The organism is Pseudomonas sp. PDM16 (assembly GCF_014851865.1).
Taxonomy (GTDB): Bacteria; Pseudomonadota; Gammaproteobacteria; order Pseudomonadales; family Pseudomonadaceae; genus Aquipseudomonas.
Window position 1 is genome coordinate 16,391 of sequence record NZ_JACVAM010000004.1, and the last position, 16,262, is coordinate 32,652.

Sequence of the window (16,262 nt, forward strand, 5' to 3'; positions counted from 1 at the left end):
TGCTCATCGGACCGAAACGGCGGGAAGGTTCGGGGCCGTGAACGCGCGCTTGTTCAAGTCCAGAAGTTCGGTAGCTGGTGTTACGTCGGTGCGCTCGATACTCCAGCGTCCGGCCTGGCGTTTCAGCACATAGGCCAGGGGGCGCCCCTCTTTGATAACGCGCTCAGGGCCTTTGGCGCCGAGGGCGTAGAGCGAGACTTCATAGGCGCTTGGTTCGGCTCGAGTGGCCCAGCTCGCAGGGACCAGGCGAGCGAAATTAAGTACTGGAGAGCCCGGCAGCCGTCCCAGAACTCGTTCGCCCAGATACGCATCGGAGAACAGCGGGTAGTACACCGGAGCGTGGCGAGCGGTGATGTCCACGACATGCATGAAGCCGTAACGCTGCCAGTCGCCGACCGAGAAGAGACCTTTACCGGGCCCCACGAGCGCGACGTAGCGCTTCTTCGGTGTGCTCAGTTCCAGCAAGCGAGCATGCTCCATGTCCAGCCTTGGGAAGCTCCCCCACGGGCTTTCCGTAGCGGAAAAGCGCTTGCGTCCGAACTCGATGCTGGCCGACTCCTCGCCCGTCATCAGGTAGGCCGGCGAGTTGTTCGATTTCGCTCGGTACGACGTGCCTGCTTTGGAGGTCTTGCTCGCGAACGATTCACCTGCCAGGGACACGGAAGGGCGCTCCATGTGCCAGATACTGTCCAGGGCGAATGCCATGTCCGCCTCTACGCTGGCATGGCTTGGTAATGTGAAACCGATCAGTACTGCGCAGAGCAGATGGCGATGCAGAGAGTTGAAGGGGGTCATGCTAATGCCTCGTTGATTCGGATGATGGGTGGCACGCCGTTCGGCGTGGAGGGTATGGGGAAGCGGCGAGGCGCTCGGGATCGAGAATGAGGTCGTCGCGATCTCTCGCTGGGTCTCCCAGGCCGAGCCAGCTCGTCCATCCCAGGCGGGTGCTGCCACCGAGTGACACCTGCGGCACCTCGGCTGAATGCAGGACCAGACGTACGTCCCAGGCGTACTCGATGCCCATGTAGCTGCGGGGCCAGTCGAGCAGTTGTCGGTGGCTACGGCCGGTGGGTAGCAGGCTTTCGTATCCCTCCAGCCTCATCGGCCCCAGGCGGATGCGGATACGATGCTGCCGATCCGGCACGGCCTGGCCGGCTACAGCATCGACTCCCAGCCTTGCATTGCGGACTGCTCCGAGTCGGGTGCGCTGTTCCTTCGGCAGAGGCAACCAATGCCTGACAAACTCCTCGACGCGTGCCGGCGTCTGGAAGAAGTTCCCCAGAATCCGCTCCAGCCCTTCCGCATTGCGTACCTGGCGGACCAGATGACCCGCATGGGCCCAGCGCGCATGGTCGGGGATCGAGTCGCGCTCGCGTTGGGACTCGAAGCCCTGTTGGACGAGGCTGGCTACATGGCGGGTGAAACTGTCTTCTTGGGGGCGGTCCAGGCTCACCGTGGATTGAGCCGAGGCCCAGGCGCGATAGAACAGCTGGATCAACCGATGATGAAAGATGTCGGCGAATGCCGTCATGGTCTCATCGCCGTGGTGGTTGGCGCGCTCCATGGCATATTCGGTGAGGGCTAGCGGCAGGGGGCCATTGGGCCCGAACAGGCCGAAGCTGAAGATGCGCAGCTTGGCTGTTTCTTGCCTTTCATCCAGCTCGGCCAGGGTCGAGGGCGCAAAGGCCGTGGAAGGCGTCTGTCCCAGTCGCAGGGGGTCCTGCTGGGGCCGCTGCGAGTGACCCAGGCGTGGTGCATGGGGGGACAGCGATTCGATGCGTCTTAGCGTGGCGAACAGATCGAAGTGATAGGGATGCTCGGAGAGGTGTTGCCAAAAGTTCGTCATACTGTGGGCCTCGTGCCGAAGCGAGGCGCCCATTGACCGATGCGGCCTCGCTGAGCGCTGCTCAGGCTGACCTCGATAAAGGTGTTGAGGCCTACATGGCGGGCGAGGAAGCGCTCCATCACGGTCCCGAACAGATAGGCGCTGCCACCCGCGAACTGCGTTTCATCGACGGTCAGGTCGATGGCGACACCCCGACCGAAGGTCAGCGGGCCATACCCTGGCAGCCTCCTGGTCACCGGCTTCAGGCTGGCGCCGAGCAGCCCCCGAGCCTGTCGGGCTACGGCTGCGTCCCCCAGCGCGGCATAGAGAGTCAGCAACTCGCGCAACGCTTCGGCCCCCTGTTCGGGTGTCAGGTCGGTCAGCGTCTGGTAGCCGAGCCCCAGTTGGCTGATCAGGCGCCAGGTCAGCTCACCTTCTGGCGCTGCCGGCTGTGGCTTGGTCGGCCCTTCGATGATGCGCACGGCGGAGACTGGCAATGAGCCGAGAGGAATCAGATCCTGGTTGCTGCCGATCGACATCAGCATGGGCAGATCGCGATTGCTGACTGTCATCTCCACTCCCAGTTGGCGGAGCGTGCCCGAATAGGGGGCTTCCTTACGATCGACCAGGCTGAGAAACACCTCCGAGCCGATGTAGGTGGTACGAGCTCCGTGACGACGTGAGCTGTCGGAGGGGCGCCGCGGTTCGCGGCGTACGGAGAAATAGCTGCCATGCTCGCCTCGGTCCTGAGCGACGCACGTGTAGAACGGGCGGAATTCGGCCTCCACGGTATTGTCCTGACCGAAGCCCTCGGCGAGGGCAACGCTGTAGACCTCGTAGTCCATGGGGCGGGCGCGATCCGGTACCACATGGAACTCGTGGCGATTGCCCGCGACCGGAACCCGGTCGGAGCGCATGTCGATCAGGTTGACTGCTGGGGTGCAGAACAGGGCGAAGTGTTCGGGGCCGATCAGCGTTTCGTACTCGCTGGCATTGCGGTCAAGGAGGATCAGAATCTCGAAGCCGCTGGCGTCGCGACTCCCTGCGAGTGCCTTGGCGAGTCCGTCGATGGCGATGAAGTGATAGCGCGCAGGCATCGCGAAGTATTCGTGCAACAGCCGGTAGCCCTGAAAGCCGCGAGGGGAGTAGGGCAGCAGTGATTCGTCTTCGGATAGCCCCTCGGGCTGTAGTGAGCTTGCTGGCAGCAGGGTCCATTCACCGGAATCGGTAGGGCGAACCGCTATGCCAAGGGTATGGCCGCAGAGCAGCTCATAGAGGTGAGAGGCTAGCTGTCCACTATTGCGCAGGTGCAGGGACAGACGATCGAGCCCAGGCGCCTGACCGCCATGAGCACTGGTGAAGTCGAGACGCAGATGCAGGGTTGATCTGATCGGTCGGTCCAGCTGGAGTCGCGCCAGGCGGACGTCGGCGGGCGCGCCCTCGAAGCGGGCGGATGCCAAGGTCAGCGGCCAGAGCTCGACGGTATGGGCGGTGCGAAACTCGCACTGGGTCCGGCGCTCGGCCCGCAGGGGCTCTTTGAGTCGGGTACCCCGAGCGACAACGAAGCCGTTCTCGTGGTTGCCACCCATCTCGCCAGGTGTGAACTGGACGATGCACATCGCCGGCGTCGGCGACAGGTAGTTCGGATAAACAACCTCCAGCAGGCGTTGAGAGAATCGGGGGAATTCCGCATCCATCTTCAGGTGGATGCGTGCGGTCAGAAAGCAGAAGCCTTCCAGCAGGCGCTCGACATAGGGGTCTGTTACTTCCGTGCCGCACATACCCAGTCGGGCGGCGACCTTGGGATACTGCTTGGCGAACTCCGCGCCCAGCTCTCGCAGGTAGGCCAGCTCGTCGTTGTAGTAGTTCAGCAGCCTGGGGTCCATCTCATGACCTCCCGACGTTTTCCAGGGATACCAGGCCGCACTCCAGATCGATGCTGGACCGCAGCAGCAGTTCAAGAGGGTAGGGCTGAGAGCGGAGTTGACCGCGTATCTCTAGGGACAGACGGTTGCGCGAGGCCAGCCCCTGGGCTGCAGGCAATACGCGTACCTCGAGCGAGTCCGGCAGTATTCGCGGTTCGAACGTGGTGATTGCTGTATGCAGCGTGGTCTCTACATCCTTCCAGTCGGCCGCAGCCAACTGGCGGCCGGACAGCGCTGGAATGCCGAAATTGACTACCGACATCTGGGCGAGCGGGCTGCCTTCGAAGCTTGTCGTCGATTCTGCATTCACGGTGTTGAGCAGCCAGGAAAGGTCGCGAAGGACGCTTTCGCGGAGATAGGAAGAACTGGTGAGCCGTTCGTGAGGGGCTTCGCTACCACGCTGTGGGGCGTGGTCGGTCAGTCGATCCAGCAGTGAAGGCATCAGCCGGTTGCTGTGCTCGCTAGCAGCACTCATGGCTGAGTGGCCAACGACAATAGCTGGCGAATCTCGAGCAGCGGATGCTCTCCGGCAGGGCTGATCAGCATGCGCTGCCCGGTGCCGGTCCACAGAGTGTCACTGAGGGGCCGCCACTCCGTCAGCGTACCCAGCGCGAGGGCGTCCTGCTCCGAATGGCTGAATGGGTAGCGCGCCGGCAGCAGCACGGAGTGCGGGTCGCCACTGTTCAATGTTACCCGCGCGGGAATCCAGACCAGGTCGCTGAGGTCGCTGGGGGCGTCGATCTCCAGGCGCTGGATGTTCTCGAACGGTAACCAGCAGTATTGGCCGTCGAGGAAGAGCTCGCAGACCGGTCCGAGTCTGGAGTCACCGTCGGCGATCCACTCGACCTGAGTGCCGTCGATGAGGAACGGCGTCTCGCCGGCTTCCTCAAACGCCCGCGTGTGCAGCTCCAGGGCCTGCGTCGAGTCACCTTGGGCTCGGCATGCCAGTGACCGGGCCAGGGAAGCCAGCCAGCCCCTAGGCTGGCCCAGGGGCTTGGCCTCCAGCTGGCCAGCGAACACCTGCTCCCGGGTACGCTCGCACCGTATGGCGTCTTGATAGGTGTGAGACATCAGACGGCATTTGGCATCGATCTGGGCGATCGTCTGCAACTGAGCGGCTGCGCGCTCCCAGTCACCTTTCACCATGCATAGCTGCGCGTAGTGGATACGCAATCTGGAGTCTGTCGGAGCGTGCCTAATACTCTGAAGCAGGTAGGCGACCTGCTCGTTCAATGAGGTTTGAAACAGGGATGGAGCGCTGGCCGGGTTCATCGATGCCTATCCTTGGCAAGTACGGTGCTACTGCAGGATCTACTGATCCTTCCTGGTCGAATACACGGAGTTAGAGCTCCGGTAGATATCGGGCTGTGGGTTTATCGAGCGAGATGTCTTGTGACTTATGGGGCCGAGAGGGGTTGCCGAGGGCCATGGTGCTCCTCGGCAACCCTTGAAGAACGTTTACGGAGTTTTCCCAAGGCTGCTGAATGACATTCTCAGCCTATGCAGGTCATTCCTTGTTCTGTTTGACATCCCAGGTGCCAGTAACCGTGGCGCCCATCGAGCCGTCGGTGTTCTGCTCTTTCACCTCGACCTTGACCTTGCCATAGGACATGCCGACCGATTCGGTCACTCGTGGGTCACTGGTCGAGCCCATCGGACTCACGTGGGTGATCAGAACTTCGTTCAACGTTATTTTCATGTACTCCTGCGAGCCGTCACCCACTTTGCAGCACGACACTTCGACACTGGCAATATGCTTGCCGCTGGCGCAGTACTTCATGAGGTTCGGGGTTGCCTTGTCCACGTAGTGGGTGAAGTGCAGTTCGCCGAAGTTGGCTTTGCCAGCACCGGAGCCGCCGCCGGTGTGGGACGTGGAAGTCTGGCTGACCGAGTAGCCCCATTGAAGTACGTCGATCTGCCCCGAGTGCTTGGAGTCTTTGGACTCGCCCGGAATGCCGTCGATCTTGATGAAAAAATCCTGAAGTGAAGACATTTCTATTCCCTTATGAAATGGTTTTTTAGTCGGCCGATCACCCGGCCGGATACTCTGGATGGCGTGCTGATTTCTTTGTTTGTCCTGCCTCTGTTGAGTTGAAGTATCGGATCGTCTAGATACGGTGGTTGCTGAGATCCTTTAACGGCCAATTCGCTTGGCTACGGCTCTCTGGGTGGTGTTCAACTGGTGGCGTTCTTCACCGAAGGAAGCTTCGAAACCAGGCGAAGAGAGACTGTCAGTCCTTCCAGCTGGTAGTGTGGTCGCAGGAAGAACTTGGAGGTGTAGTAGCCGGGGTTGTCCGCCACTTCCTCGACCTTTACCTCGGCCGCTGCCAGGGGCTTGCGCGCCTTGGTTTCCTGGGATGAGTTCGAGGGGTCGCCGTCGACGTAGTTCATGATCCAGTCGTTGAGCCAGCGCTGCATGTCTTCGCGTTCGCGGAACGAGCCGATCTTGTCGCGGACGATGCACTTGAGGTAGTGGGCAAACCGGCAGCAGGCGAACAGATAGGGTAGTCGCGCCGCCAGGTTGGCATTGGCAGTGGCATCCGGATCGTAGTACTCGGTCGGCTTCTGCAGGGACTGGGCGCCGATAAAGGCTGCCATGTCGGAGTTCTTGCGGTGGATGAGCGGCATGAACCCATTCTTGGCGAGTTCTGCCTCTCTCCGATCGGAGATGGCGATTTCCGTCGGGCATTTCATGTCGACACCCCCATCGTCCGAAGGGAAGGTGTGGGTCGGCAGGTCGTCGACCGCACCGCCGGATTCGACGCCTCGAATCGATGTACACCAACCGAAGTATTTGAATGAGCGGTTGATGTTCACAGCCATCGCATAGGCCGAGTTGGCCCAGCAGTAGCCACTGTGATTGGAACCATCGGTATCTTCCTCGAAGTCGAACTCGTCCACCGGGTTTGTGCGCACACCGTAGGGGAGGCGAGCCAGAAATCTCGGCATGGCGAGTCCGATATAGCGAGAATCCTCCGAGGCGCGCATGCTGCGCCAACCGGTGTACTCGGTGTTCTCGAAGATCTTCGTCAGATCCCGTGGGTTGGCGAGTTCCTGCCACGACTCCATCTGCATGACCGAAGGTGCGGCGCCCGCGATGAAGGGACAGTGCGAGGCGGCCGCCACCTTGGACATCTCATTGAGCAGCTCCACGTCTGGCGGGGAGTGGTCGAAGAAGTAATCACCGACTATGCAGCCATAGGGTGTGCCACCGAACTGATCGTATTCCTGCTCGTAAACCTTCTTGAAGATGGGGCTCTGGTCCCAACCGATCCCCTTGTGGCGCCGCAGAGTTCGATGCAACTCCTTCTTGGAAATGGGGAGCACCCTGATCTTCAACATCTCGTCGACTTCGGTGTTGTTCACCAGATGATGAAGCCCTCTCCATGCACTTTCGATCTGCTGGAATTCGGGCTGGTGGATGATCGCGTTGATCTGTTCGGATAGTTTGCGGTCGATCTCCGCGATGATTGCCTCGATGGCCTTGTAGGCGTCGTTGCTCAGGGTCGTGGCGTTGACCAGGGCCTGCTCGGCGAGCGTGCGCACTGCGCTTTGAACTGCCTCTCGTGCTTCGTCGGTCTTGGGTTTGAATTCTTTCTGCAGCAGCGCGGAAAAATCTCCCCCGCTCAGTGTTTCCAGTTGCAGGTTGCTGGCTTGAATGGCTGTCATGTCGGGATCTTCCTTGATCAGTCGTCGCTGCTTTCTTGCGCGGTCGCTTCAACGCGTGGAGCGGCAGCCAGGGAGTTCAGCAACGCGGGGTTCTGTAGAACCTTTCCGATCAGCTCCTCGGCGCCGGTCTTGCCGTCCATGTAGGTCAGCAGGTTGTTCAGTTGAGTACGTGCATCGAGCAGTTGGGAAAGCGCGCCCACTTTTCTCGCGATCGCCCCAGGGGAAAAGTCGTCCATGCTGTCGAACGTGATATCGATGGCGATGTTGCCGTCTCCGGTCAGGGTATTGGGCACAACGAACGCGACCCGAGGCTGCAGCGACTTCATGCGTTCGTCGAAGTTGTCGATATCGATTTCGAGGAACTTGCGGTCGGCCACGGCTGGAAGGGCTTCCTTCGGCTTGCCTGCCAGATCCGCCATCACGCCCATCACGAAGGGCAACTGGATCTTCTTTTCCGAACCGTACAGCTCGACGTCGTATTCGATCTGCACGCGTGGAGCGCGGTTACGTGCAATGAACTTCTGGCTGCTCTTTCGATTAACCGTCTCGTGGCGCGGGTTATTCATCTGTTTCTCTCCATGAAACAACGGGCTCGGTGGTGCGGTAGTTATTCCTGCCTGGTCAGGCCTGCAATAGTTTCTGCTTGCTGTACCCCGGCCGGAGCCAGGTCCCGAAGAATGGCGAGGAAGTCCTGGCCGATCATCTTGCGAGCCCTGCGAATGAGCAGCGGGGCTGGGTTGGCGGGCTCGCTGCGCTCCAGGTACTCGCAGACCTCATCCAACATGGCGATGGCATCGCTCCGGCTGTTGGCCTTGGATGTGCCTGGGCCGTCTGTAGTCAGGCTTGCCGGTGCTGGTGGTGCCTCCGGCTGTCCCGGGTGTTCGCAGCCCGAGCCCGTGGGTGTGATGAGATCGATGAGACCGATGATTCCGGTGAAGTCCGGTGTGTGTTCGACGCCCAGCGATGGTAGAAGAAGATCGCGCAGCTCATGAATGCGCTCCCGTACGCGAGGTAGCGCCAGCAGATCCTGATTTCCAGACTCCAGCTCGTCTCGCAGGAAGCGGGGCAACTGCTCACGTTGCAGTGGCTCGCTCCCGGCGTCGCCTCGCGACTGCGCGATGCGTTCTAGGGTGCCCAGGGGCAGCTTACCCAGCTGTCGGCTGCTGACCTCGGCGCACCGCAGGTCATCGGGCAACCCGCGCATAGCCGCGAGATCAGCCAGTGCGTTGCTGCGGGGTAGCAAGTCCTCCTCTCCGTCGTCGAGCAGCGTTGGGTGTCCGTCGTGCCAGTAGCGACGTGTCATCGCTATGACGAGTGTCAGGCCTTCCTCTATCCCACGGGGGCCATGCAGGCGCGCGAGCGCTCTGGTGATGACGACGGCGAGCCGGAAGTCTTTGCTTCTGACCAGCAGTGCTCTGGCCATCTGCAGCACTGCCGGCCAATTGGGGTCTTGGGCTCGAACCAGCGTCTCGCCGTACTGCTGTTCGGGTACGCCCCGCATCTCTCGCTCGAGCTCGAGGAAGTCGGCGTCGTAATCGAGGGCGCTACCGCCTGGTAGCTCGGCCGTGACAGACGCCAAAAGCGTGTCGATATCGAGATTCATGAGCGCGCCCAGCTATCAGTGGGTGGAAGGCTTGGTTGGGCGTTCGCTTGCCCTTGCGAATACAGGACCCCACTGAGGGTGGCCGTCCTCGGCGCTATCCAGCTTGAACGACGGGTCGATCTGCAGGGCCCGCTCGAATGCGTATCGACATTGCGCATAGCGCTCGGTGACGCAGTAGCCGAACGCCAGATACTTGAGGGCCTGGAGTTGAGTGCCGGTGCTGGCCTCCCAGATTTCAGGGGCGAGAAACCTGTTCTCGGCTAGGAAGTAGTTGCCGCCCTGGTATAGGCGGATGCCCTCCATGAGGCTCCGCTTGCCTCGCTCCTCGCGCTGCTGGGCCGCAATTTCCTCCGCTGTCGGCGGCGGTGGCGGAAGTGGCTTTTCCTTGGCGCATCCAGCCAGGGTGGAGGCGAGAATAGCCATCAGGATTGAGGCGGTGGTGATACGGATCATCTTCATTCGATTTCACGACTCATGGGAAAGCGGGCTCACTGAAAGCTGTGCCGTAATGTCACCCGTCGGTTGGCGGGTATGTCGAGTTTGTGGCTCTGGCCGGGGAAGCTGGGATTGCGGATCTCGACGGAGCGCACACCGGCGGGCAGCTGGATTTCCCGCAGGGGAGGGCTGACCCCGTGCTTGACTCCGTCGACCCATATCTCGCCCCAAGGCTGGATGCGTAGCGCCAGGGTGCCCTTGCCAGCTGTCTCGGATGTGGCCGGTTTGACGGCGGCAGGCTTGCGCACGGCTCTGGTGCCGGTCTGGACGTTCTGGTTGAGGGTAATGGTGGTGCCCTTTTCGACTACAACGTTGTGGACCAGGGCGGGCTGATTCGGGCGACGCAACTCGATACGGTATTCGCCGACTGGCAGGTCGAGCTTCTTCATTGGTGGGCTGACCCCGTGGTTCTTGCCATCGACCCAGACTTCACCCCACGGTTGCACATGGATCTGCACTGTGCCGGTATCGACGACCTGTGGCCGGCGTTGAGGGGCGGGCGCCGGAGGCGGAGCCACCTCATTTGTGCTCGCGGTGGTGGGGCGGGTTTCCATGGCGATCTGCGGTGTTGGCGTCGGCTCGGGTACCGGTAGCGGCTCCGGGAGTGGCTCCGCGGTGGGTATAGGGATCGGCGTCGGTGCGATCACCTGCACCGGCGCCAGCTGTTCGCTGGCGGAGGCTGGCGCCGGCATGAAGATGGGTTCGCTCGCGGCTGGTGCCGCCTCGACAGGCAGAGGGGCGGACGACTTCACGATATCTGCTCTAGGGGCTGGCTCGGACGCAGGCGTTGCTTGGACCAGAGAGGGATCTGCATCCGAGTCGCCACGCTGGCCCCAGAGCCCCCAGCCGACTGTGCCGGCGATCAGCAGGCAGGCTGCAACCGAGAGACCAATCAGCGGTGCGCGCGATCCGACGACGGGATCCGCGCGGGCCGGCGAGGGTGAGGTAGTCGCGTGCGAGACGGAGGGTACGGCGACCTTGCCGGCGCTGCGCTTCGCATCGCCGTTGAGCAGTTCCTTCATCTCCGGGAAGCTGGTTTCGTCGGTGTTCTTTTGCGCGGTAGCGGCGGGCAGCTGGAATGGGTCAGGCAGTTTCGGTTTGGCCTGTGCCCCGGTGGCCTGGACCATCAGGTCGGCCATCTGCTCGCTAGAGAGGATGATGGTCTTCGCGTCGTCGACCGAGATGGTTGGGCGCAAGCCTGTGGTCGTCGGTGCATCGGAAAGCGGGTGGGGCTGCACTGTTCCATCGATGCCCAGCAGCTCGCGCAGCAGAGCGATGGACTGCGGACGCTCGCCCGGCTGCAGTGCCAGGCAGTGATCGACGGTACGGAGGAAGGTCTCGGAAAAGCCCGGCAGATTTCGACCGGACAGCGGCTCCAGGTTGTCTTTCATCAGCCGCGAGACCGAGGCGGGTGGCGCCTTGCCGGTTACTGCCAGGTGCAGGACCGCGCCCAGCGCATAGATATCCGTCCATGGTCCCTGAGGCGTGGAAAGATCTTCGGCGTATTGCTCAATGGGGGCATAACCCGGTTTGACGATGACCGTCGGTGCCTGGCAGGCGTCGTTGAGCACGAGGCGGGCCGACCCGAGATCGAGCAAGACGGGAGCACCATCGCTCTGGATGATGATGTTGTCGGGGGCAATGTCGCGATGAAAGATGTCGTGGGAATGGAGCATTTCCAGGACACCGAGAATGGGCCCGATGATGCTGTGCAGCCAGATTTCGTCGCACGAGCTTCCGTGAGTTCGCAGCAACTGTCGCAGCGTCTGGCCGCTGTAGCGGGGCATCGCCATGTAGGCGGTGCCATTGCCTTCCCAGAAGCGCAGCACCTCGACCAGAGCCGGATGTTTGAATCTGGCCAGCAGTCGTGCTTCATCAATGAAGCTGTGCATGCCTGTATCGAATGCCGAGCGATGGCGCTCCGAACGGACTTCGATTCTGTCCTGATCGCTACGGCTGGCGAAGGCCGTCGGCATGTATTCCTTGATGGCTACGTCGCGATGCAGGCGGGTGTCGCGTGCTGCATAGACAATGCTGAAACCACCCTCGCCGAGAGTGGAGTCCAGCACGAACTCGTGCAGTTGGGTGCCCGGAGGAAGTGCGCCGGCCGGCCGGGCATCTTGCCGGAGCCGAGACGGATCTTGGGCGGTGTAGGTACTTGCTGTGGCGTCCATGCCGAATGCTTCTCGTCTGATGCAGATGAAAAACTGCCGCGGACTGTAATTGAAAATGCGTTGCTCGGTTTGCGCGTGGGTTCTCGTTTTAAGCCGTTTTAACCAAGCCGGATAGACGTTATCGTCAGCGCCGCAAACAACGATGTTCCGCCTGAGGCATTCAGGATGATGCTGGCGGAACGTGGGAAGCATCTGGTGTGTCGCGCATGTAGGACGCGCAATTGCAGGTGCCTTACCGTTGAGCAAGTGATGCTACAGGGAGGTAGCAGATGCCCCGTTCAGGGATCGAACTGGTCGTTCTTTCGTACGACGGAAAGCCGCTGGCATCCGAGTTGAGTGGATGCATGACGGCAGCTGGTGAGCTGACCGTAGGACGCAGTTCAGACAATCACTTGGTCCTGCAGGACCCGGAACGTCTCGTTTCCCGCTTCCAGGCGAAACTGACGCCGGCCGGTGCCGACGCGGTGCGTGTGGCCAATGTCAGCTCCAGCAGCGCCATCCTGATCGACGGTGTCAGCATCGGTCCCGGCGAGTCCTCAGTCATGCGCAGCAGTGGGCGAGCGGTGTTCGGCCGCTATGTGCTGGGCCTGCGTGGCGTGGCCGAAGTGGCTGCCGCTGCTCCCGTCGCCGAGCCCGTCGCCAGGGCGACCATTCCCGCCGATTTCGACGTGTTCGCCGTGCCCCAGCGGCCGGACGAGCGCAGCCATGTCACCGAAGAATTGTCCCTGGCCGATTTCGTCGTCGCCGACGCGCCGTCGATGATCGCGGAGCTGCCGCTGCGCGGCGAGATCACCATCGACGATCCGCTGGCCAGTCCGAAACTGCAGGCGCCGATGCTCGACACCTCGCGCAACGTCGACCCGCTGGCGCTGCTTGGCGGGCAGGTCGGTGAGGTGGCTCTGGTCGAAGGCAGCCTGGCGCTCGACCACGGCCTGGAAGTCGATGCACTGTTCCATGCACCGTCCGTGGTTGTTCCCGTTGCCAAACAACAGCCCGTACCCAGCCCGGCTGCCCCGCCACTCGTCGTCGAGCCCGTCGCCAGTGAGCCGCCGAAGCCCGGGCCCGTGGTCGAGCAACCGGCACCGGTCGAGCCCGAGAAAAGCACCCCCGTACAACTCGTGAAGCAGCGCCCCGTCGAGCGCCCGGCCGAGCCTACTGCCGAAGCGGGCCACGATGATCTGCGCGCCGCCTTCGCCAGGGGCTGTGGCGTTGCCCCCTCGTCGCTGCCCGCGGTCTCCACCGAGTTCATGGAAAACCTGGGCCGGCTCTTTTCCGAGATGACCGCCGGCACGGTGCGCCTCATCCACGCCCGCTCCGCCGCCAAGCACGAGATGCGCGCGGGCGTCACCATCATCGCCACCCAGGGCAACAACCCGCTGAAGTTCTCTCCCGACGGGCAGTCTGCGATCGTCCATCTGCTGGGTACCCGCTTCCCCGGTTTCATGGCGCCGCAGCGGGCGATCGAGGATGCCTTCGACGACCTGGCCGCCCACCAGGTGGCGCTGCTGGCCGGCTCCCGCAGCGCCATGTACGAACTGGTGGGGCGTTTCAGTCCCGAGCGTATCGAGCGCCGCTGCAGCGAGCCTTCCGCGCTGGAGTCCATGCTGCCGGCGTTGCGCCGCTCGCGGCTCTGGTTGTTGTACGCCGCCGACTTCGCCGAGATCGCCGGCGCCGCCCGCGAGGAGCTGGAAACCCTGCTGGAGAACGCCTTCGCCCGTGCCTACGAACAGGAGATCGAGCAGATCTACGCGGGGAGGGGACAATGACCGTCTACGTGGCCGCCGGCGGTCCTCGCGTGGAGTTCGCCACCCTGTCCCGGCTGGGATGCAGGGAGCAGAACGAGGATGCCTGCGGCTACTGGACCTCAGCCAACGGCGCCTGCTTCGTGGTGTGCGATGGTGCGGGCGGCCATGGTGGCGGCGAGGTGGCGTCGGAAACGGCGGTGCGCACCATGCTCAGCGCCTATTCCTCGGCGCCCTCGCTGACGCGGGACAGCATTGAGCGGCTGGTGGCCCAGGCCGACTCCGCCATCCGTTACGGACAGGGCCTGTCCAGCCCGCTGCGGCGCATGAGCGCCACCGTCACTTCGCTGTTTTTCGACGAGGCGGCGCGTCAGGCCCAGTGGGTCCATGTCGGCGACACCCGGCTGTACCTGTTTCGGCGTCGGGGCTGCCGGCAGCTGACCAAGGACCACAGCGTCGTGCAGAGCTTCGTCGACGCCGGCGTGCTGCAGGAGGACATGGTCCGCGGGCACGCCGAGCGTAACCTGCTGTTCGCCGCGCTGGGAGTGGGCGACGAGCTGCCGGCCCAGGCGCTCGACACGCCGTTCGAGGTAGAGGAGGGGGACGCCTTCCTGATCTGCACCGACGGCTTCTGGGAAGCGGTGCGCGAATACGAGATGAGCGAGGCCCTGCTTCACGCCAACGCGGCGGAGGAGTGGCTGGTGCGGATGGAGAAGCTGATCGTCGATCAGGGCTCGCCGGACCAGGACAACTACAGCGCGCTGGCGGTGTGGATCGGCAACCCCAACGAGATCACCGTGCGCTGGGATGTGCATGTCCCGGTCATGCGCGAGTTCTGAAACAAGTCACTGCTGTCTGCCAATGGATGTCGAATGAAAGTATCCGTCGTATCGCACATCGAACCGCGCCGTCCAGGCGCCCGCCGTGCGGGGCTCGCGCACATTAGAGCTGCCTGCGTGACGCTCGCCGCCCTGAGCCTGGCCGGTTGTTCCTCCACGCCCAAACCGCCCGAGCCGGTGTCTATCCGCGTCGAGCTTTCCGCGTCTGAGGCGCTCAATCCGGACATCAATGGGCGGCCTTCACCGGTCGCCGTGCGCCTGTTCCGGCTGCGCGACACGGCGACCTTCTCGTCGACCGACTACTTCACGCTCGCCGAGCGTGACGAGGCCGTATTGGCTGGTGACCTGCTGCACCGCGAGGCGTTCATGATCAGCCCGGGCGAGTCGTCGGTCCGTGATTACCAGGTCGAGCTGGACGGCCGCGCGCTGGCGGTTCTGGTGGGATATCGCGACCTGGAAGCGAGTGTCTGGCGGCAGGTCGCCGTGATTCCGGAGCCGAAGGCGCCCTGGTTCGAGCTGCCCGAATTCCTGCGCTGGTCGCGCAAGTCGCTGGACTACGCGATCCGTCTGGAGGCCAGTGAGGTGAAGTTGTCCGCGCCCGCCGCGCAGTAGTGGCGGGCGTCAGGGAATCTGGTCCAGGAGGGGACATGAGCAAGGGTTATCAGCGGGTGGTGTGGTCGGAGGGGATGTTCCTCCGCCCGCAGCACTTCCAGCAGCAAGAGCGTTATCTGGAGTTTTTCTCGCACAGTCGGAGCCTGGCAGGAGAGCCGTATTTCTGGGGGGCGAGGGTCCTCAAGTTCGACCTGGCGGCGCTCGCCCTGGGCAAGCTGGCCATCGTTGAGGCAGAAGGCTTGCTGCCGGATGGCACGCCCTTCTCGTTCCCCCTGCAGTGCGAATGCCCGGAGCCGCTGGACTTCACCGAGGGCGTGGTGGAGCAGATGGTCTACCTGGCGCTGCCGCTGCGTCGGCCCGGCACCGAGGAAGTCCTGTTCGAGGAGCGGCCCCGCTCGCTGGCCCGCTACACCGTCCATGACGCACTGGTCGGCGACGTCAACTCGGTGGCGGGCGAGCCGGCCGAGCTGCAGCTGGCCGAGCCGCGCCTGCGCCTGATGCTGGAGCGGGACATGACCGATGCCTGGCTGGGCGTCGGCGTGGCCCGCGTCGTCGAGTGCCGCAGCGACAGGCAACTGGTGCTGGACAACCACTACCTGCCGCCCGTGGTGACCTGCCATGCCAGCCATGGCCTGGTGTCGATGCTCAACGAGGCCCACGGGCTGGTCAACCAGCGGGCCGACGTGCTCGCCGAGCGCTTGTCCCAGCCGGGGCGCGGCGGCGTTTCCGAAGTGGGCGAATTCCTCCTCCTGCAACTGCTCAACCGGGCGCAGCCACTGCTGGCCCATATGCTCTTGGCGCCGGGTGTGCACCCCGAGCGTTTCTACGTCGCCCTGGCGCAACTGGCGGGTGAGCTGGCGACCTTCTCCGAGCGGGACCGGCGCGCCCCAGAGTGGCCGAAGTACAGCCACGACGATCTCCAGTGCTGCCTGCCGCCGCTGATGGTGGCGCTGCGCAACGCGCTGTCCTCGGTGCTGGAACAGAATGCCGTGCAGATCGAGCTGATCGACCGCAATTACGGCGTCCGCGTGGGCCAGGTGGCCGATGGCGAGCTGCTGCGCAACGCCCAGTTCGTGCTGGCGGTGCATTCCAGCATCGCGCCCGAGACCTTGCGCGCGCGCTTCCCCAGCCAGGTGAAGATCGGCCCGGTGGATCGAATCCGCGATCTGGTGAACCTGCACCTGCCCGGCATCGCGCTGCGCTCGCTGCCGATCGCGCCGCGGCAGATCCCGTACCACGCCGGCTACCACTACTTCGAGATGGACACCGTCGGCGACCTGTGGACGCAGCTGCAGGCGTCCGGCGCGCTGGCCCTGCACATTGCCGGCGACTTCCCCGACATCGAGCTCGAATGCTGGGCGATTCGTCGCTGAGCCCG

At 63.2% G+C, this 16,262-nt stretch carries 15 protein-coding genes; 4 read left to right on the plus strand and 11 right to left on the minus strand.

The window, feature by feature from the left end; genetic code table 11:
- Positions 1 to 3: 3 nt before the first annotated feature.
- The 11 genes from IB234_RS14900 to IB234_RS14950 form a co-directional block, all read right to left on the minus strand.
- Positions 4 to 795 carry a hypothetical protein gene (locus tag IB234_RS14900; protein ID WP_192319173.1) on the minus strand — a complete coding sequence of 264 codons (792 nt, stop codon included), beginning with the start codon at positions 793 to 795 and terminating at the stop codon, positions 4 to 6.
- A 1-nt stretch (position 796) separates the two neighbouring features.
- Positions 797 to 1,846, minus strand: a complete 1,050-nt coding sequence (gene tssG / locus IB234_RS14905) for a type VI secretion system baseplate subunit TssG (RefSeq protein WP_192319176.1) — start codon at positions 1,844 to 1,846, stop codon at positions 797 to 799.
- A complete protein-coding gene (gene tssF / locus IB234_RS14910) occupies positions 1,843 to 3,711 on the minus strand; it encodes a type VI secretion system baseplate subunit TssF (protein ID WP_192319179.1) in 1,869 nt (622 codons plus the stop codon). Before tssF ends, tssG begins: the two co-directional genes overlap by 4 nt.
- A 1-nt stretch (position 3,712) precedes the next feature.
- Entirely contained in the window at positions 3,713 to 4,192 is a 480-nt protein-coding gene (gene tssE, locus IB234_RS14915; RefSeq protein ID WP_225580623.1) for a type VI secretion system baseplate subunit TssE, read from the minus strand.
- Positions 4,193 to 4,221: 29 nt separating this feature from the next.
- A complete protein-coding gene (locus tag IB234_RS14920; protein WP_192319186.1) occupies positions 4,222 to 4,896 on the minus strand; it encodes a type VI secretion system accessory protein TagJ in 675 nt (224 codons plus the stop codon).
- Between the two features lie 361 nt (positions 4,897 to 5,257).
- Positions 5,258 to 5,743: an Hcp family type VI secretion system effector gene (locus IB234_RS14925; RefSeq protein WP_192319189.1), complete on the minus strand. Its 486-nt coding sequence runs from the start codon at positions 5,741 to 5,743 to the stop codon at positions 5,258 to 5,260.
- A 182-nt stretch (positions 5,744 to 5,925) separates the two neighbouring features.
- Positions 5,926 to 7,419, minus strand: a complete 1,494-nt coding sequence (gene tssC, locus IB234_RS14930) for a type VI secretion system contractile sheath large subunit (protein ID WP_192319192.1) — start codon at positions 7,417 to 7,419, stop codon at positions 5,926 to 5,928.
- A 17-nt stretch (positions 7,420 to 7,436) separates the two neighbouring features.
- Positions 7,437 to 7,985, minus strand: a complete 549-nt coding sequence (tssB, locus tag IB234_RS14935; protein WP_192319195.1) for a type VI secretion system contractile sheath small subunit — start codon at positions 7,983 to 7,985, stop codon at positions 7,437 to 7,439.
- A gap of 41 nt (positions 7,986 to 8,026) precedes the next feature.
- Positions 8,027 to 9,022, minus strand: coding sequence for an ImpA family type VI secretion system protein (locus IB234_RS14940; protein ID WP_192319198.1), 996 nt, complete (start codon positions 9,020 to 9,022; stop codon positions 8,027 to 8,029).
- A gap of 15 nt (positions 9,023 to 9,037) precedes the next feature.
- Positions 9,038 to 9,475, minus strand: coding sequence for a TssQ family T6SS-associated lipoprotein (locus IB234_RS14945; RefSeq protein WP_192319202.1), 438 nt, complete (start codon positions 9,473 to 9,475; stop codon positions 9,038 to 9,040).
- Positions 9,476 to 9,510: 35 nt separating this feature from the next.
- On the minus strand, positions 9,511 to 11,883 hold the full coding sequence (locus IB234_RS14950) for a serine/threonine-protein kinase (RefSeq protein ID WP_192319205.1): 2,373 nt from the start codon (positions 11,881 to 11,883) through the stop codon (positions 9,511 to 9,513).
- A 77-nt stretch (positions 11,884 to 11,960) separates the two neighbouring features.
- Here IB234_RS14950 and tagH point away from each other — a divergent pair, with 77 nt between their 5' ends.
- From tagH to tssK, 4 genes are read left to right on the plus strand one after another with little or no spacing between them, the layout of a single operon-like run.
- Entirely contained in the window at positions 11,961 to 13,457 is a 1,497-nt protein-coding gene (gene tagH, locus IB234_RS14955) for a type VI secretion system-associated FHA domain protein TagH (protein WP_192319208.1), read from the plus strand.
- Complete coding sequence (locus IB234_RS14960; protein WP_192319211.1) at positions 13,454 to 14,272, plus strand: PP2C family protein-serine/threonine phosphatase; 819 nt, start codon at positions 13,454 to 13,456, stop codon at positions 14,270 to 14,272. The genes tagH and IB234_RS14960 overlap by 4 nt, the downstream gene beginning before the upstream one ends.
- A 33-nt stretch (positions 14,273 to 14,305) precedes the next feature.
- Positions 14,306 to 14,884 carry a type VI secretion system lipoprotein TssJ gene (tssJ, locus tag IB234_RS14965; RefSeq protein WP_192319214.1) on the plus strand — a complete coding sequence of 193 codons (579 nt, stop codon included), beginning with the start codon at positions 14,306 to 14,308 and terminating at the stop codon, positions 14,882 to 14,884.
- Between the two features lie 35 nt (positions 14,885 to 14,919).
- Positions 14,920 to 16,257 (plus strand): type VI secretion system baseplate subunit TssK, encoded by a 1,338-nt coding sequence (gene tssK, locus IB234_RS14970; protein ID WP_192319218.1) that lies wholly within the window; start codon positions 14,920 to 14,922, stop codon positions 16,255 to 16,257.
- Positions 16,258 to 16,262: the final 5 nt, after the last annotated feature.

What these genes read in the sequence shown, in the direction of transcription:
- IB234_RS14900 (WP_192319173.1), bottom strand. Translation starts at nt 795, where the DNA reads ATGACCCCCTTCAACTCTCTGCATCGCCATCTGCTCTGCGCAGTACTG.
- tssG (WP_192319176.1), bottom strand. Translation starts at nt 1,846, where the DNA reads ATGACGAACTTTTGGCAACACCTCTCCGAGCATCCCTATCACTTCGAT.
- tssF (WP_192319179.1), bottom strand. Translation starts at nt 3,711, where the DNA reads ATGGACCCCAGGCTGCTGAACTACTACAACGACGAGCTGGCCTACCTG.
- tssE (WP_225580623.1), bottom strand. Translation starts at nt 4,192, where the DNA reads ATGCCTTCACTGCTGGATCGACTGACCGACCACGCCCCACAGCGTGGT.
- IB234_RS14920 (WP_192319186.1), bottom strand. Translation starts at nt 4,896, where the DNA reads ATGGTGAAAGGTGACTGGGAGCGCGCAGCCGCTCAGTTGCAGACGATC.
- IB234_RS14925 (WP_192319189.1), bottom strand. Translation starts at nt 5,743, where the DNA reads ATGTCTTCACTTCAGGATTTTTTCATCAAGATCGACGGCATTCCGGGC.
- tssC (WP_192319192.1), bottom strand. Translation starts at nt 7,419, where the DNA reads ATGACAGCCATTCAAGCCAGCAACCTGCAACTGGAAACACTGAGCGGG.
- tssB (WP_192319195.1), bottom strand. Translation starts at nt 7,985, where the DNA reads ATGAATAACCCGCGCCACGAGACGGTTAATCGAAAGAGCAGCCAGAAG.
- IB234_RS14940 (WP_192319198.1), bottom strand. Translation starts at nt 9,022, where the DNA reads ATGAATCTCGATATCGACACGCTTTTGGCGTCTGTCACGGCCGAGCTA.
- IB234_RS14945 (WP_192319202.1), bottom strand. Translation starts at nt 9,475, where the DNA reads ATGATCCGTATCACCACCGCCTCAATCCTGATGGCTATTCTCGCCTCC.
- IB234_RS14950 (WP_192319205.1), bottom strand. Translation starts at nt 11,883, where the DNA reads ATGCTTCCCACGTTCCGCCAGCATCATCCTGAATGCCTCAGGCGGAAC.
- tagH (WP_192319208.1), top strand. Translation starts at nt 11,961, where the DNA reads ATGCCCCGTTCAGGGATCGAACTGGTCGTTCTTTCGTACGACGGAAAG.
- IB234_RS14960 (WP_192319211.1), top strand. Translation starts at nt 13,454, where the DNA reads ATGACCGTCTACGTGGCCGCCGGCGGTCCTCGCGTGGAGTTCGCCACC.
- tssJ (WP_192319214.1), top strand. Translation starts at nt 14,306, where the DNA reads ATGAAAGTATCCGTCGTATCGCACATCGAACCGCGCCGTCCAGGCGCC.
- tssK (WP_192319218.1), top strand. Translation starts at nt 14,920, where the DNA reads ATGAGCAAGGGTTATCAGCGGGTGGTGTGGTCGGAGGGGATGTTCCTC.